We start from the raw sequence: 16,041 nt of genomic DNA on the forward strand, positions 1-16,041 counted from the left end.
CGCGTGACCTGACCCACGTTGAGACCGGCCCGGGATCCCCTGGCCGGTCGATGCGTTTCAGAGGGGAACTGAATTAACATGGCAAAACGCGATTTCTACGATGTGCTCGGGGTCTCGAAAGGCGCGTCCGCCGAGGAGATCAAGAAAGGCTATCGCAAGAAGGCCAAGGAACTGCATCCCGACCGCAATTCCGACAACCCGGAGGCCGAGGCGCAGTTCAAGGAAGCCAACGAAGCCTACGAGGTTCTGAAGGACGCCAACAAGAAGGCGGCCTATGACCGCTACGGCCACGCCGCCTTTGACGGCGGCATGGGCGGCGGCCCGCGTGCGGGCGGCGGCCCCGGTGGCCAGGGCGATTTCGCCAGCGCCTTCTCGGACGTGTTCGAGGATCTGTTCGGCGATTTCATGGGCGGTCAACGCGGCCCCGGCGGAGGCCGACGCGCCGCGCGCGGCTCGGACCTGCGCTACAACCTGCGCATCTCGCTGGAAGATGCCTATACGGGCCTGCACAAATCCATCACCGTCCCGGCTTCGGCCACCTGCGAGGAATGTAACGGATCCGGCGCCGAGGGCGGCGCGGAACCGCAAAGCTGCCCGACCTGCTCCGGCATGGGCAAGGTCCGCGCGCAGCAGGGCTTCTTCACCGTCGAACGCACCTGCCCGACCTGTTCGGGTGCCGGTCAGATCGTCAAGAACCCGTGCAAGGCCTGCGGCGGCGCGGGCCGGGTGCAGAAGGAAAAGGCGCTCTCGGTCAATATCCCCGCAGGCGTCGAGACCGGCACCCGTATCCGCCTCTCGGGCGAGGGTGAGGCCGGTCTGCGCGGCGGCCCGCCGGGCGACCTCTACATCTTCATCGACGTGGCCGAACACGACATCTTCAAGCGCGACGGGCTGGACCTGTTCTGCCGGGTGCCGGTCTCGATGGTCAAGGCCGCCCTGGGCGGCGAGATCGAGGTGCCCACGATCGACGGCGGCCGCAGCCGGGTGAAGGTGCCCGAAGGCTCGCAATCGGGCCGCCAGATGCGCCTGCGCTCCAAGGGGATGCCCGCGCTGCGCGGCCCCGGTCAGGGCGACATGTATATCGAGCTGGCGGTCGAAACCCCGGTCAAGCTGACCTCGCGCCAGAAGGAGCTGATGCGCGAGTTCGACGAGGCGTCCTCGGGCTCGAACAACCCCAATGCCAGCAGCTTCTTCGACAAGGTCAAGAGCTTCTGGGATTCGATCAAGGACTGACCGCCCGCGCCAGGCGGGGTGCGCGAAAGGTTGTCGCGCCAGCCCTTTGCCGGATGTGTTGGACCGCTTTTGCAAAACGCCCCCGCAGGTTTTCTGCGGGGGCGTCTTGGTTTGGCACATCCGGTTGGCGCTGCAGAGCGGTCTTTCGACGCTCATTCACCAAGGTCTGCTTGGCCCGGCAGACTATATTTGGCATCGCGGCCAGGACCATCCCTCACTCAAGGACGATGATCCCGGATTGCTTCGATTTGTGCTCCGGTTCGACATGAATTGTAATCCGCGCATCCGCCAACGCATCCCTCAAGCCATTCTCGATCCGATCACAGATTTCATGTGCGCGGAACACGGTCGTCTCTCCGGGCACGATGAGGTGGAAATCTATGAAGATCACGGACCCTGCATGGCGTGTGCGAAGGTCGTGAGCCTCCATCGCCCCATCCGCCTCCGCCGCGATGATCTCTCTGATGCTGTTCAGCGTTTTCTCTGACACGGCTTCATCCATCAGGCCGCTCAAGGATTCCTTGATGATCTTCGAGCCCGACCAAAGGATGTTGACGGCCACCAGGACGGCCAGCGCCGGATCAAGGATCCACCACCCCGTTGCAACCGCAAGAAGAACGCCCACAGCCACGCCGACAGAGGTAAGAACATCCGTTACCAGGTGTTTTCCATCGGCCACCAACGCCGGAGATTGTCGTTTCCGTCCACGAGAAATCAGAACCCATGCCCAAACACCGTTGATGACGGTCGCCCCCAGATTCACAAGAAGCCCCTCAATCGGCGCATCAAGCCCGATCGGCTCCATGAAGCCGTGGTAGGCTTCTCGCAAGATCAGCAGCGCGGCGACGATAATCATCACACCTTCAAGGACCGCACTGAAGAATTCCGCCTTGTTATGCCCGTAAGGATGATTGGCATCGGCGGGTTTGGCCGCGACCTGAATGGCAATGAGGGCAGCGAAGGCCGTTGCGACATTGACCGTGCTTTCAAGCGCGTCTGACAACAGCGCGACCGAACCGGTCATCCAATACGCAAGCGCCTTTACGCCCAGGACGACAAAGCCTACGAAAATGCTGCAAATCGCCAGCTTGATAGTGGTCACCTTGTCGGTCCTCCTTTCCGCATCGCACACCAATCAGACCAAGCAGCAGGAACACAATGTAAGGGGCTTGGATTCAGCGCCGGGGGCTACGTCATTTCCGGGCTCTCGCGCCGACCCGTCTGTACGGGGGGCGCATCGGGGGGTGTACAGGGGGTGTACGCCCGTTTTCGCGCCTTATTGTCGCCCGATCTCACACGCCGCCATCACCGCCATGTTCAAAATGTCATTCGCGGTGGAGACGTTCGAGCAGATCTGCACCGGGTGATCCAGCCCCGTCAGGATCGGCCCGATCACCGTCGCGCCCGCCATCTCCTGCATCAGTTTCACCGAGATCGAGGCCGAATGCCGCGCCGGGACCACCAGCACATTGGCGGGGCCGGTGAGGCGGCTGAACGGGTAATTGTCCAAGACTTTCTGGTTCAGCGCCACATCCACCGTCATCTCGCCATCATATTCAAAATCAACGCCAATTCGGTCCAGAACGGCAGGTGCCTGGTGCATCTTCTCGGCCCGCTCGGACACCGGATAGCCGAAGGTCGAGAAGCTGACAAAGGCCACGCGCGGCTCGATTCCAAGGCCCCGCGCCACGGCGGCCCCGCGCCGCGCGATCAGCGCCATATCCTCGGCGCTCGGCCATTCATGCACCAGTGTGTCGCAGATCAGAACGATCCGCCCCTTGTGAAACAGGGCCGTGACACCCACCGCGCCATCCTCGGCCTTGGCGTCGAATACATGTCCGATCAGCCCAAGCGCATGCGCCGATTTCCGCGTCGCCCCCGTCACCAACCCATCCCCATGCCCATGCGCCAGCATCAGCGAGGCAAAGACATGCCGGTCGCGCGCGGCCAGCCGGTGGATGTCCTGGCTGTCGAACCCCTTGCGTTGCAGGCGTTGGTAGAGGAACGACTTGTAGCTTTCCAGATGCCGCGTGTTGGCTGCGTTCACGATCTCCAACTCGCGCGCGGCATCGCCAAGGCCCACCGTCTCCAGCATCTCGCGCACCTGCGCCTCGCGCCCCACGACAACCGCGTTGCCCATACCATTGCGCTGATAGGCGACGGCGGCGCGCAGCACGCGGATATCGTCGCCCTCGGCAAAGATCATCCGCGCCTGCGCCTTGCGGGCACGGGAATACATGCCGCTGAGGATCGAGGCGGTCGGGTCCATCCGGGCCTGCAGCGAATGTGCATACCCGTCCATATCCACGATGGGCCGCCGCGCAACGCCGGTATCCATCCCCGCCTTCGCCACGGCGGGCGGGATGGTGTAGATCAGCCTTGGGTCGAAGGGCGTGGGGATGATGTAGTCGCGCCCGAAGGTCAGCTTGCGGCCATAGGCCACCGCGACCTCGTCGGGGACATCGGCGCGGGCCAGTTCGGCGAGCGCCTCGGCGCAGGCGATCTTCATCTCGTCATTGATGGCGCGGGCATGGATGTCCAGCGCGCCGCGGAAGAGATAGGGAAAACCAAGCACGTTGTTGACCTGGTTGGGGTAATCGCTGCGGCCCGTTGCCACGATGGCGTCGGCGCGGACCTCATGCGCCTCTTCGGGTGTGATCTCGGGGTCCGGGTTGGCCATGGCGAAGATGACCGGGTTGTCGGCCATGGATTTCACCATCTCCTGCGTCACCGCGCCCTTGGCGGAAACGCCCAGGAACACGTCGCACCCCGTCATCGCCTCTTCCAGGCTGCGCGCCTCGGTCTTGACGGCATGGGCCGATTTCCACTGGTTCATGCCCTCGGTGCGGCCCTGGTAGATGACGCCCTTGGTGTCGCACATGATGCAATTGTCGTGCCGCGCACCCATCGCCTTCAGCAACTCCAGGCAGGCGATCCCGGCGGCACCTGCCCCATTGAGGACGATCTTCACCTCCTCGATCCTCTTGCCGCTGAGATGCAGCGCGTTGATCAGACCGGCGGCGCAAATCACCGCCGTGCCGTGCTGGTCGTCGTGAAAGACGGGGATGTCCATCTGTTCCTTGAGCGTCTGCTCGATGATGAAGCATTCGGGGGCCTTGATATCCTCAAGGTTGATGCCGCCAAAGCTCGGCCCCATCAGGCGCACCGCGTTTATGAAGGCCTCCGGGTCTTCGGTGTCCAGCTCGATGTCGATGGAGTTCACGTCGGCGAAGCGCTTGAACAAGACCGCCTTGCCCTCCATCACCGGCTTGGAAGCCAGCGCGCCCAGGTTGCCAAGGCCCAGAACCGCGGTCCCGTTCGAGATCACGGCGACCATGTTGCCCTTGGAGGTGTAGTCATAGGCACATTCCGGGTTCTCGGCGATGGCCTCGCACGGCACCGCCACACCAGGGGAATAGGCCAGGCTCAGGTCGCGCTGCGTCGTCATCGGCACCGAGGCCTGGATGTCGATCTTGCCGGGGCGCGGCTCCAAGTGATAGGACAGCGCCTCTTCGCGGGTGATTTTCGACTTTGTCGCCATGGGTCCGGTGCATCCTTTTTCGGGGCTCAGCGGTCGAGTGATACCGCCCCGCGCGCGCTATCTCAACAAAGCTGTTTCAGGATGTCTTTCATCCACAACCTTAAAGCCGCCCGCTCGGATTGCGGTCTTTCACCCGCCCGCCACAATTTGTAGACTTCGCGGAACGGGCCAGGGGGCGGGGATGAACGCACAAGTGACGCCGATGATGGCGCAGTTTCTGGAGATCAAGGCGCAGCATCGCGATGCGCTTCTGTTCTACCGGATGGGCGATTTCTACGAAATGTTCTTTGACGATGCGGTCGCCGCCGCCGAGGCGCTGGATATCGCGCTGACCAAGCGCGGCAAGCACCAGGGCGAGGATATTCCGATGTGCGGTGTGCCCGCCCATTCCGCCGAGGGGTATTTCCTGACCCTGATCCGCAAGGGGTTTCGCGTTGCGGTTTGCGAACAGATGGAAGACCCGGCGGAGGCCAAGAAACGCGGATCCAAATCCGTGGTCCGGCGCGAAGTTGTCCGGCTGGTCACCCCCGGCACCTTGACCGAGGACAGCCTGCTTGAGGCACGTCGCCACAATTTCCTGGCGGCTTACGCGGATATTCGCGGTGACGGCGCGCTGGCCTGGACGGACATTTCCACCGGCGCGTTTCACGTGATGGCCTGCCCGCTGGTACGGTTGGGGCCAGAGCTTGCCCGGCTTGGCGCGCGGGAGGTTCTGGTCGCCGACGGGCTGGATCAGGCCGCGATGCAGGTGCTGGAGGAGACCGGCGCCGCGATCGCCCCGCTCTCGCCCGCCAGTTTCGACAGCCGGTCTGCGGAGACACGGATTCAGTCTTTGTTTCAGGTGAAATCGCTCGATGCCTTCGGGCAGTTCAGCCGCGCGGACCTTTCGGCCATGGGTGCGATTGTCGATTACCTGGAGATCACGCAGAAAGGAAACCTGCCGCTCCTGCGCCCGCCCGTGGGTCAGGTCCCGGGGCGGATGATGCAGATCGACGCGGCGACCCGGCGCAATCTGGAGCTGACCTCGGCGCTGGCGGGGGGCCGTGCGGGATCGCTGCTCGCCACGATTGACCGGACGATCACCGCCGCCGGGGCGCGGTTGCTGGAACGTCGGCTCTCCAGCCCCTCGACGCAGGCGGACGTGATCCAGGGACGACTCGACTCCATCGGGTTCTTTCAGGATCAGGACCGGATCGCCGAGGATCTGCGCGACGCCCTGCGCCGGGTGCCCGACATGGACCGCGCCCTGTCGCGCCTGTCGCTGGATCGGGCCGGCCCGCGTGACCTTGCCGCGATCCGAAATGGGCTGATCGAGGCGCGGATACTGCACAAGATGCTGGAAAGGACCGACCTGCCCCCGCTGCTGGCCGAGGCAAGCGCGGGGCTGGCGGGCCATGACACCCTGATCGCGCTGCTCGAAAGCGCGCTGATCGCCGAACCGCCGCTTCTGGCGCGGGACGGCGGCTTTATCGCCAGCGGCTATCACGCGGAACTGGACGAGACCCGGCGGCTGCGCGACGAGGGGCGCGGCGTGATCGCCGGGATGCAGGCCGAATTCATCGAGGCGACGGGGATAACCTCGCTCAAGATCAAGCATAACAACGTCTTGGGCTATTTCATCGAAACCACGGCCACGCATGCGCAGAAGATGCTGTCGCCGCCGCTGTCCGAACGCTTCATCCATCGCCAGACCACCGCCAACCAGGTGCGGTTCACGACCGTAGACCTGTCCGAGATCGAGACCCGCATCCTGAACGCGGGAAACCGGGTGCTGGAAATCGAGAAGTCCCTGTTTCAGTCTCTAAAGCAGGCCGTTCTGGACCAGCATGAGGCCGTCAGCACCGCCGCCAGCGCCCTCGCGGAGATCGACCTTGCCAGCGCGCTGGCAACGCTCGCACGGGAGGAAAACTGGGTCCGACCGGTCGTGAATGACAGCCGCGATTTCGTGATCGCGGGCGGGCGGCATCCCGTCGTGGAACGCAGCCTGCAAAAGTCGGGTGAGCCCTTCATCACCAATGACTGCCAGCTTTCCGCGCAGGTGGACGAGGCCGCGCTGATCCTTCTGACCGGCCCCAACATGGCCGGTAAATCGACCTATCTGCGGCAGAACGCCCTTATCGCCATCCTCGCGCAGATGGGCAGCTATGTGCCGGCCTCCAACGCCACCATCGGCCTTGTCAGCCAGGTCTTCAGCCGCGTGGGCGCGTCGGACGACCTGGCGCAGGGGCGCTCCACCTTCATGGTGGAGATGGTCGAGACCGCCGCGATCCTGAACCAGGCCGATGACCGGGCGCTTGTGATCCTGGATGAAATCGGGCGCGGCACGGCGACCTATGACGGCCTCTCCATCGCATGGGCGACGCTGGAACACCTGCATGACGTGAACAAGTGCCGCGCGCTTTTTGCCACGCATTACCACGAGATGACGTCGCTTGCCGACCGCATGAAGGGGGTCGAGAATGCCACCGTCGCCGTGCGGGAATGGGAGGGTGACGTGATTTTCCTGCACGAGGTGCGCCCCGGCGGTGCGGACCGCTCCTACGGTGTGCAGGTGGCGAAACTGGCGGGCCTGCCGCAGGCGGTTGTTTCACGTGCGCAATCGGTGCTGGAGGCGCTGGAAAAGGGCGAGCGCGAGGGCGGTGAACGGCAAAAGGCGCTGATCGACGATTTGCCGCTTTTCTCTGCCGTGCAGGCACCGCCCCCTGCCCCGTCCAAGCCCTCGCCCCTGCTCGACCGGCTCAAATCCATCCATCCCGACACGCTTTCACCGCGGGATGCGCTGGATTTGATCTATGAGCTGAAAGAGCTGTCCGGCGATTAACCGGGGTTCGACGAGACGCCGACCTGTGCCGGGCGCAGCAGGCGGTCATGCAGCATGAAGCCCACGGCCATCACCTGGATGATTTCGCCCTTCTTGGTGTTGGGCAGCGGCGCCTCGAACATCGCCTCATGCTCCTGCGGGTTGAACGTGTCCCCCACCTCGGGCACCAGCGGCGACACGCCGTGCTTGGAGAAGACGTTGAGCAATTCGCGCAAAGTCAGTTCCACGCCCTCGATCACCGCGGTTGCGGCCTCATTTTCCTTTTCCTTCGCCGATTGCAGCGCGCGGTAAAGGTTGTCGTAAACCGGCAGCAGATCGCGGGCCAGTCTCGAGCCTCCATATTGCTCACCCTCGCGCCGGTCCCGGTCGGCGCGTTTGCGCACGTTTTCCGATTCCGCCAGAACCCGCAGCAGCCGGTCCTTCATCTCGTCACGCTCGGCGCGCATCAGTTCCAGCTCGGACGGGCCCTGATCCTCGGTGATGTCGACCGTCTCCTTGCCGCCATCAAGCGCCGCCTCCTCGCCTTCGAGGGCCGCCTCGATCTCGGCCTCTATGGCCTCGGGGTCGTCCAGGAACGTATCGTCTTTCGGTTCAGCCATGCCATTGCCTCTTATCCCTGGTCGGCAATCAGCTTTCCGACCAGTTGTGCCGTGTAATCCACTATCGGAACGATGCGACCGTAGTTCAGCCGCGTGGGGCCTATGACCCCGACCGCTCCGATGATCTTTCGATCAGCGTTCATATATGGGGAAACCACCAGAGAGGAACCCGAAAGTGAGAAAAGTTTGTTCTCCGACCCGATAAAAATGCGCACACCGTCGCCTTCCTCGGTCAGTTCGAGGAACTCGGCGATATCGCGTTTGCGCTCAAGATCGTCGAAGAGGGTGCGGATACGCTCCAGCTCCTCCGTCTCGGGCCCCGAATCAAGCAGATGGGACCGCCCGCGCACGATCAGCCGCTCGGTCCGGTCGCCTTCATCCACCCACATGGCGGCACCGCTCTCGATCAATTCGCGCGCCAGGCTGTCGATTTCCTGTCGGCGCGCCTGCACCTCGGTCTCCATCGCGCGGCGCAATTCGGTCACGGTCTTGCCCGCGGCCAATGCGTTCAGGAAATTCGCCGCCTCGCGCATCGAGCTTGGGGTTTGACCGGGGGGCGGCCTGAAAACACGGTTCTCGACATGGCCATCGGCAAAGACCAGCACCACCAACGCACGTTCGGGGGAAAGCGAGACAAATTCGACATGCTGGATCGGGGCCTCGCGCTTGGGCGTCAGGACAAGGCTGGCCCCCTGCGCCACACCCGACAGGGCCGAGCCGAGCCGGTCCAGCTTATGCGTCACATCCGCCGTGTTGTCGCCAAGCGTGTCATCCAGCCGCTTCCGGTCATCGCTGGTCAGGTCGCCGACCTCCAGCAAGCCATCGACGAACATCCGCAGGCCAAGCTGCGTCGGAACCCGACCGGCCGAGACATGCGGACTGCCGAGCAGGCCCATATATTCCAGATCCTGCATGACATTGCGCACCGTGGCGGCCGACACTTTCTCGGACAGGCTGCGGGTCAGCGTGCGTGACCCCATCGGCGCGCCGGTATCCAGATAGCCTTCGACCACGCGGCGGAACACCTCGCGGGAGCGGTCGTTCATTTCGGCAAGGATCTTGGTGGTTTCTGTCATCATTTCGGGCCGGGTCAGGTCCGGGTTATTAAGCGGGGTCGTGCCCGCAAGGTCAATCGGGGTTGCGTGTGGGCCGGGCGTGGGTCTATCCCCGGTCCAAACCAACCCTATCGGGAGACAGATATGCGCCCCTCCGGCCGAAACCTAGACCAGATGCGTCCGATTTCCATTGAAACCGATGTGCCGCGCTATGCCGAGGGCTCCTGCCTGATCAAATGCGGCAACACCCAGGTGCTTTGCACCGCCTCGCTTGAGGAACGCGTGCCGCCCTTCCTGCGCAACACCGGCCAGGGCTGGGTGACGGCGGAATACGGGATGCTGCCGCGCGCCACGCATACGCGGATGCGGCGTGAGTCCTCCGCCGGTAAGCAATCCGGAAGAACACAGGAAATTCAACGTCTTATAGGTAGGTCTCTGCGCGCCGGCATCGACAGGGTGGCGCTTGGCGAACGGCAGATCACGGTCGATTGCGATGTCATCCAGGCCGATGGCGGCACCCGCTGCGCGGCAATCACCGGCGGTTGGGTCGCGCTGCGCCTTGCGGTGAACAAGCTGATGAAGGCGGGTGACGTGATCTCGGACCCAATCACCGATCACGTCGCCGCAGTGTCCTGCGGCATCTATGCCGGACAATCGGTGCTGGACCTGGATTACGACGAGGATAGCGAGGCCGGGACCGACGGCAATTTCGTCATGACCGGCGCGGGCCGGATGATCGAGCTTCAGGCCAGCGCAGAGGGCGCGACCTTTGGCAAGGATCAGTTTCTGGAATTGATGGGCCTGGCCGAGAAAGGCGTGGCCGAGCTGGTTGTGGCACAGAAAGCGGCCACTACCTGATGCGGCGCTTTACCGGCGATACCTTGCTGATTGCGACCCATAACGAGGGCAAGCTGGAGGAGATTGCACATCTCCTCCATCCGCTCGGCATCACGGTGACATCCGCCAAGGCCCATGAGCTGCCCGAACCAGAGGAAACCGGCACTACCTTTGTGGAGAATGCCCGCATCAAGGCACATGCCGCCGCGAAGGCCACCGGCCTGCCCGCGCTGGCCGACGATTCCGGGATCGAGATCGACGCCCTGGATGGCGCGCCCGGTGTCTACACCGCCGATTGGGCCGAGACGCCTACGGGCCGCGACTTCGTCATGGCCATGACCAAGACGCATGAGAGGCTGGTCGCGTCGGGTGTCCGCGCCCCGCATACCGCGCGGTTTTGCTGCACCTTGGTCCTGGCCTGGCCCGATGGCCATGATGAAGTCTTTCCCGGCGTGATGAAGGGCGAACTGGTCTGGCCCATGCGCGGCGATCAGGGTCATGGGTATGACCCGATTTTCCAACCAGAAGGCTATGTTACGACTTTCGGAGAGATGGATCGGGACGAGAAGAACCGGATCAGCCACCGCGCCGATGCCTTCCGCAAACTGGTGGCGGCACTTGACCGCTGAAATGCAGCCCGAGGGCGGGTTCGGCCTCTACCTTCATTGGCCCTTCTGCCAGTCGAAATGCCCCTATTGCGATTTCAACAGCCATGTCTCGGCCCATATAGACCAGGATCGGTGGCAACGCGCCTACCTGTCCGAAATCCGCCGCTATGGAGAGATCACCAGGGGCCGCCATCTCGATACGGTTTTTTTTGGAGGCGGCACCCCTTCCCTGATGAATCCCGATCTGGTTCACGCGATTCTTGAAGAGATTCGGCTAACCTGGCCCCTATCCAACAGTTTCGAGGTCACGCTTGAGGCCAATCCTGGGTCCGTCGAGGCAGGACGCTTTGCCGGGTATCGCGACGCGGGCGTCAATCGCATCTCGATGGGTATTCAGGCGCTGAACGATCCGGATCTCAAGCGGCTTGGGCGACTGCACAGCGTGGCCGAGGCGCTGGCGGCCTATGACACCGCCCGTAACCTCTTTGACAGGGTCAGTTTCGACCTGATCTATGCCCGTCAGGATCAGCGGATCGAGGATTGGCGGCGGGAGCTGAATCAGGCTCTCGATATGGCGATAGATCACCTGTCGCTCTACCAGCTGACCATCGAGGACGGCACGGCCTTCGGGGATCGACACGCGCGCGGGGGGTTGCGCGGCCTGCCGCCCGATGATGATGCCGCGGCAATGTATTTCGTCACGCAGGAGCTGTGCGAGGCCGCCGGTATGGGCGGATACGAGATCTCGAACTATGCCCGCGACATGGCCGAAAGCCGCCACAACCTGATCTATTGGCGCGGTGGAGACTACATCGGGATTGGTCCCGGCGCGCATGGGCGGCTCACGGATGCAAGCGGTCGTCACGCCACCGAAACCGCCCTCGCCCCATTGACCTGGCTCATCCAGGTGGAGACGACCGGCACCGGAACGGCGTCAACAGAGGTGATTACACCCGCCGATCAGGCGGTCGAATACCTGATGATGAGCCTGCGCCTGCGCGAAGGCAGCTCCCGCAGTCGATTCGAGGCACTGAACGGCGCGGGATTGCCTGAGGGTGCGCTGGCCTGGCTTCAGGATGATGGCTTCCTGACCGTCACGAAGGATCGAATTGCGGCCACGGATCAGGGCCGCCCCGTATTGAACGCGATCTTGCGGGAACTTCTGGCCTAGCCGCGGTTCAGGATCTGGATGATATCGTCCAGCTGCGCCAGATCCGTGTAGCGGATCTTCACATGACCGCTGCCGCTCTCCGCGTCATGGTCGATGGTCACGGGCTTGCCAATGGCGGCGCTCAGATCGCCCTCCAACGCGACAGTATCGGCATCCTTTTCGGGCCGTGCACCAGTTCGACCGCCGCCTGTATCGGCTTTCTTCTTTTTCCGTGTCAGGGTCTCGACATCGCGAACCGACAGGCCCTTGCGCACAATCTCACGCGCCAGGTCAACCGCATCGTCTCGACCGATCAAGGCCCGCGCATGGCCCGCCGAAAGCTGGCTGTTGCGCAGCATCGTCTGCACCTCGTCGGGCAGCGACAGGAGCCGCATCAGGTTGGCGATATGCGACCGGCTTTTGCCCATCGCGTTGGCCAGGTGTTCCTGGGTCTGGTCAAACCGCTCCATCAACTGGCGATAGCCCGTTGCTTCCTCGATCGGGTTTAGGTCGGCGCGCTGGATGTTCTCGATAATCGCGACTTCCAGGACTTCCGTATCGTCGAACTCCCGCACGATCACCGGTATTTCGTGCAGTTGCGCCATCTGCGCCGCCCGCCAGCGGCGTTCGCCCGCAACAATCTGGAAATGCCCCTCGGCGTCAGGATCGGGGCGCACGATCAGCGGTTGGATGATCCCCTTCTCGCGCACTGACGCGGCCAGTTCCTCCAAGGCTTCCTGTGTGAAAGCGCGGCGCGGCTGATCGGGGTTCGGGCGCACGCGTTCGATTGGCACCTGCATATCCGCGCGACGCGGCGCATCCGGGGTCGGCGCTTCAGTATCGCCCTGCGGAATATCCGCCATCAGCGCCGACAATCCCCGCCCAAGCCCGCGTCTGTCTCGATTTGCCATGGTCTTCTCCTGTCAGGCGGGTTGCAACTGCCGCGAAAGAACCTCTCGCGCCAGGCTAATGTAGGCTTCGCTGCCGCGCGAATTTGGATCGTATTGCAGGATCGGCATCGCGTAGGACGGCGCTTCGCTGAGCCGGACATTGCGCGGAATCCGCGTCTCGTAGACCAGCTCCCCCAGGTTCGCGCGCGCGTCTTCTTCGACCTGACGGCAGAGATTGTTGCGCATGTCGAACATGGTCAGCACGACGCCCTCGATGCGCAGCCGGGGATTGGCCGATTGCCGCACCTCACGGATGGTCATCATCAGTTGCGACAGTCCTTCCAGCGCAAAGAATTCGGTCTGGAGCGGCACCAGAACCGCATCGGCGGCGGCCATCGCATTGACGGTGAGAAGGTTCAGCGACGGCGGGCAATCCATCAGGACGATGTCGAACCCCTGCAAGAACTCGGGCGCAAGCGCGTCCTTCAGCAGGAAAACCCTGTTTTCATTGGCCACAAGCTCCACATCTGCGGAACTCAGATCGGTCGTCGCAGGCGCGATCCAGAGGTCTTCCACCTCGGTCGGCAGCACGATTTCCTGCAGGGCCATGCCCTCGATCAGCAGGTCATAGGTGGTATAGTTTCGCTGATCCGCGTCAATTCCCAAACCCGTGGAGGCGTTGCCCTGCGGGTCCAGGTCGATGATCAACACGCGCTGGCCTTCGGCAGCAAGGGCAGCGCCCAGGTTGATGGCTGTGGTCGTCTTGCCCACCCCGCCCTTCTGGTTGGCGATGGCAATGCAGCGCGGGCGCATGGGTTCAGGCACGGCTGATCTCTCCGATTTTCAGAATCACGGCCCCATCGGCCGTCCGACTGGGAAGACTGTCCATCTTCATCGTCCAGGCCTCAAGTGCTTCCTCGATTTCCTTTGCATGTGTTGCCCCCTTTAGGAAGAGCGCAACACCGTCAGGGGCAAGATGTCGCTCCGCGAAGGCGCAAAGCCCGCTTAATGAGGTCAGGGCACGGGCGCTGAGGATGTCGGCGTTTTGTGGCGCGGCGTCTTCGATCCGTTGCGAGAGAACCCTTATCTTCACCCCCATCTTCGTCGCGGTGCTGTTCAGGAAGCTGCCCTTGCGCAGGTCGGATTCGATGAAGGTGAAGTGCATCTCGGGGCCTGCCATTGCGGCACAGACCAGGCCGGGGAAGCCGGCACCGGAGCCGATATCGACCCAATGACCCGTTTTCCCATCGGCAAGGGCGAAAATCTGCGCCGAATCCAGGAAATGGCGCGTCCAGAGATCGGGCAAGGTGCTGGCTGAGACGAGATTGATCGCCTTTTGCCATTTCATCAACTCCTCGGCGTAGATCTGCAGGCGCTCCAGTGTTTCACGTGAAACATGGGCCGCGAACCACGCCTTCGCCGCGTCATCCGTCATGCGCGCCTGCGCTCCGCCTGGCGCAGTTTCATCAGCAACAAGGTCAGCGCCGCGGGGGTCATCCCGTCGATCCGCCCCGCCTGCCCCAGCGTTTGCGGTTGAATCCGTGCAAGTTTACCGCGCAATTCATTCGACAGCCCGTCAATCCCGTCATAAACGAACCCCTCCGGAATCCGGTGCGCCTCATCCCGCTTCAAGGCGGCGACATCGGATTTCTGGCGTTCGATATAACTGGCGTAGAGGGCCTCCCGCGAAAGCTGTGCCTTGGTTTCCACATCCAGCGCGTCCACCTCGGGCCAGATCGCCGCAAGGTCATCCATCTTGATATCCGGGAAGCCCAACAACTCCAATGCCGTGCGCCTCTGTCCATCCTGATTGACGTTCAGCCCGTGTTTGCGGGCCTCTGACGGCGTGACGCGCTGCCCGCGCATCACGTCATAGCCCTTGGCCAGCCGATCCATCTTGTCCTCGAACCGCGTAATTCGCTCCGGGCTGGCGAGCCCAAGTGCCATGGCCAGGGGCGTCAGACGCTGATCCGCATTGTCCGCGCGCAAGGTCAGACGAAATTCGGCGCGGGAAGTAAACATGCGGTAGGGTTCGGAAACCCCCCGCGTCACGAGATCGTCGATCATCACGCCAATATAACTTTCCGCGCGGCTGAACTGCACCGGGTCGCGCCCGAGCGCCTCGTGCGCGGCGTTCAAGCCCGCGACCAACCCCTGCGCGGCGGCCTCCTCATATCCGGTTGTCCCGTTGATTTGCCCCGCAAGATAGAGACCCGGCACATCCTTGACCTGCAATTCAGGCGTCAGGGCGCGGGGATCGACGTAATCGTATTCAATCGCATAACCCGGTTGCAGGATCTCGGCCGCTTCCAGACCAGTGATCGAGCGAACATAGGCCTCCTGAACATCAACGGGCAGCGACGTGGATATTCCGTTCGGATAGATCGTGTCATCATCCAGCCCTTCCGGTTCCAAGAAAATCTGGTGGGAATCCTTGTCGGCGAACCGCACGATCTTATCCTCGATCGAGGGGCAATAGCGCGGGCCGACACCGTCGATATGCCCACCATACATGGCCGAGCGCGCGAGGTTATCGCGGATGATCTCATGTGTTTGCGCGTTCGTGTGGGTGATGCCGCAGGCGATCTGGCGAACCTGCGGTCCGTTGGACAGGAACGAGAACATCACCGGATCATCATCGGCCGACTGGCTGTCCAGCACGTCCCAGTTGATGCTGCGCCCGTTCAGTCGTGGCGGCGTCCCCGTTTTCAAACGCCCAAGCGGCAGGTCAAAACTGTCGATCCGCTCGGCCAGCAGGACCGAGGGCTTGTCGCCCATCCGGCCACCGGGCCGTTGTTCATCGCCGATATGGATGACACCGCGCAGGAAAGTCCCGGTGGTCAGAACCACCGCTCCTGCCCGAATTTCCGAGCCGTCGGCAAGCCGAACACCGCGAACGCGGTCCCCATCCATCAGGAAATCGGCGGCCTCTCCTTCGATCACCGTCAGGCCGTCGAGACCGGAAAGCTCGGCTTGCATCGCCTGTTTATAAAGCTTGCGATCCGATTGCGTCCGTGGCCCCTGCACTGCCGGACCCTTGCGACGATTGAGCAGCCGGAACTGGATACCAGACGCATCCGCCACCCGTCCCATGGCGCCGCCAAGCGCGTCAATCTCACGCACCAGATGGCCTTTGCCCAAGCCGCCAATGGCCGGATTGCAGGACATGACGCCAATCGCATCGGCGCGCAGCGTCAGCAAAGCAACCCGCGCACCGGCCCGCGCAGCAACATGCGCCGCGTCTGCACCGGCATGGCCGCCGCCGATCACCACAACATCGAAATCCGAATGTTTCACGTGAAACACC

At 63.1% G+C, this 16,041-nt stretch carries 13 protein-coding genes; 5 read left to right on the forward strand and 8 right to left on the reverse strand.

Annotated features, from left to right (window positions below; genetic code table 11):
* The first annotated feature begins 78 nt into the window (after positions 1–78).
* Positions 79–1,233, forward strand: coding sequence for a molecular chaperone DnaJ (gene dnaJ, locus HNS34_RS04120; protein WP_172318310.1), 1,155 nt, complete (start codon positions 79–81; stop codon positions 1,231–1,233).
* Between the two features lie 214 nt (positions 1,234–1,447).
* On the opposite strand, the gene HNS34_RS04125 is transcribed toward dnaJ, so the two are convergent.
* Both HNS34_RS04125 and HNS34_RS04130 read right to left on the reverse strand, forming a co-directional pair.
* Entirely contained in the window at positions 1,448–2,335 is an 888-nt protein-coding gene (locus tag HNS34_RS04125; protein ID WP_172318312.1) for a cation diffusion facilitator family transporter, read from the reverse strand.
* 174 nt (positions 2,336–2,509) lie between these two features.
* Complete coding sequence (locus tag HNS34_RS04130) at positions 2,510–4,774, reverse strand: NADP-dependent malic enzyme (protein ID WP_172318314.1); 2,265 nt, start codon at positions 4,772–4,774, stop codon at positions 2,510–2,512.
* 181 nt (positions 4,775–4,955) lie between these two features.
* On the opposite strand from HNS34_RS04130, the gene mutS reads away from it, so the two are divergent.
* On the forward strand, positions 4,956–7,595 hold the full coding sequence (gene mutS / locus HNS34_RS04135; RefSeq protein ID WP_235952615.1) for a DNA mismatch repair protein MutS: 2,640 nt from the start codon (positions 4,956–4,958) through the stop codon (positions 7,593–7,595).
* Here mutS and HNS34_RS04140 read toward each other — a convergent pair.
* Positions 7,592–8,194 (reverse strand): nucleotide exchange factor GrpE, encoded by a 603-nt coding sequence (locus HNS34_RS04140; RefSeq protein WP_172318316.1) that lies wholly within the window; start codon positions 8,192–8,194, stop codon positions 7,592–7,594. The genes mutS and HNS34_RS04140 overlap by 4 nt on opposite strands.
* An 11-nt stretch (positions 8,195–8,205) precedes the next feature.
* Positions 8,206–9,270, reverse strand: coding sequence for a heat-inducible transcriptional repressor HrcA (gene hrcA, locus HNS34_RS04145; RefSeq protein WP_172318887.1), 1,065 nt, complete (start codon positions 9,268–9,270; stop codon positions 8,206–8,208).
* 123 nt (positions 9,271–9,393) lie between these two features.
* Here hrcA and rph point away from each other — a divergent pair, with 123 nt between their 5' ends.
* The 3 genes from rph to hemW are packed head-to-tail and all read left to right on the forward strand — an operon-like array spanning position 9,394 to position 11,865.
* Entirely contained in the window at positions 9,394–10,107 is a 714-nt protein-coding gene (gene rph, locus HNS34_RS04150) for a ribonuclease PH (protein ID WP_172318318.1), read from the forward strand.
* The gene (gene rdgB, locus HNS34_RS04155) at positions 10,107–10,715 is read left to right on the forward strand and encodes an RdgB/HAM1 family non-canonical purine NTP pyrophosphatase (protein WP_172318320.1); all 609 of its coding nucleotides are present in this window, start codon (positions 10,107–10,109) and stop codon (positions 10,713–10,715) included. The genes rph and rdgB overlap by 1 nt, the downstream gene beginning before the upstream one ends.
* Position 10,716: 1 nt before the next feature.
* Positions 10,717–11,865, forward strand: coding sequence for a radical SAM family heme chaperone HemW (gene hemW, locus HNS34_RS04160; RefSeq protein WP_172318889.1), 1,149 nt, complete (start codon positions 10,717–10,719; stop codon positions 11,863–11,865).
* On the opposite strand, the gene HNS34_RS04165 is transcribed toward hemW, so the two are convergent.
* Genes HNS34_RS04165 through mnmG form a run of 4 tightly spaced genes read right to left on the reverse strand, consistent with a single transcriptional unit; the run spans position 11,862 to position 16,040 of the window.
* Positions 11,862–12,755, reverse strand: a complete 894-nt coding sequence (locus HNS34_RS04165; protein WP_172318322.1) for a ParB/RepB/Spo0J family partition protein — start codon at positions 12,753–12,755, stop codon at positions 11,862–11,864. The genes hemW and HNS34_RS04165 overlap by 4 nt on opposite strands.
* Positions 12,756–12,767: 12 nt before the next feature.
* Positions 12,768–13,547, reverse strand: a complete 780-nt coding sequence (locus tag HNS34_RS04170) for a ParA family protein (RefSeq protein ID WP_172318324.1) — start codon at positions 13,545–13,547, stop codon at positions 12,768–12,770.
* A gap of 4 nt (positions 13,548–13,551) precedes the next feature.
* Complete coding sequence (gene rsmG, locus HNS34_RS04175; RefSeq protein WP_172318326.1) at positions 13,552–14,169, reverse strand: 16S rRNA (guanine(527)-N(7))-methyltransferase RsmG; 618 nt, start codon at positions 14,167–14,169, stop codon at positions 13,552–13,554.
* Positions 14,166–16,040 carry a tRNA uridine-5-carboxymethylaminomethyl(34) synthesis enzyme MnmG gene (gene mnmG / locus HNS34_RS04180; protein ID WP_172318328.1) on the reverse strand — a complete coding sequence of 625 codons (1,875 nt, stop codon included), beginning with the start codon at positions 16,038–16,040 and terminating at the stop codon, positions 14,166–14,168. The genes rsmG and mnmG overlap by 4 nt, the downstream gene beginning before the upstream one ends.
* Position 16,041 lies beyond the last annotated feature (1 nt).

It is taken from the genome of Alterinioella nitratireducens, assembly GCF_013155465.1.
Lineage (GTDB): Bacteria > Pseudomonadota > Alphaproteobacteria > Rhodobacterales > Rhodobacteraceae > Alterinioella > Alterinioella nitratireducens.

What these genes read in the sequence shown, in the direction of transcription:
- dnaJ (WP_172318310.1), top strand. Translation starts at nt 79, where the DNA reads ATGGCAAAACGCGATTTCTACGATGTGCTCGGGGTCTCGAAAGGCGCG.
- rph (WP_172318318.1), top strand. Translation starts at nt 9,394, where the DNA reads ATGCGCCCCTCCGGCCGAAACCTAGACCAGATGCGTCCGATTTCCATT.
- hemW (WP_172318889.1), top strand. Translation starts at nt 10,717, where the DNA reads ATGCAGCCCGAGGGCGGGTTCGGCCTCTACCTTCATTGGCCCTTCTGC.
- hrcA (WP_172318887.1), bottom strand. Translation starts at nt 9,270, where the DNA reads ATGACAGAAACCACCAAGATCCTTGCCGAAATGAACGACCGCTCCCGC.
- mutS (WP_235952615.1), top strand. Translation starts at nt 4,956, where the DNA reads ATGAACGCACAAGTGACGCCGATGATGGCGCAGTTTCTGGAGATCAAG.
- HNS34_RS04165 (WP_172318322.1), bottom strand. Translation starts at nt 12,755, where the DNA reads ATGGCAAATCGAGACAGACGCGGGCTTGGGCGGGGATTGTCGGCGCTG.
- rsmG (WP_172318326.1), bottom strand. Translation starts at nt 14,169, where the DNA reads ATGACGGATGACGCGGCGAAGGCGTGGTTCGCGGCCCATGTTTCACGT.
- HNS34_RS04140 (WP_172318316.1), bottom strand. Translation starts at nt 8,194, where the DNA reads ATGGCTGAACCGAAAGACGATACGTTCCTGGACGACCCCGAGGCCATA.
- rdgB (WP_172318320.1), top strand. Translation starts at nt 10,107, where the DNA reads ATGCGGCGCTTTACCGGCGATACCTTGCTGATTGCGACCCATAACGAG.
- HNS34_RS04130 (WP_172318314.1), bottom strand. Translation starts at nt 4,774, where the DNA reads ATGGCGACAAAGTCGAAAATCACCCGCGAAGAGGCGCTGTCCTATCAC.
- HNS34_RS04170 (WP_172318324.1), bottom strand. Translation starts at nt 13,547, where the DNA reads ATGCGCCCGCGCTGCATTGCCATCGCCAACCAGAAGGGCGGGGTGGGC.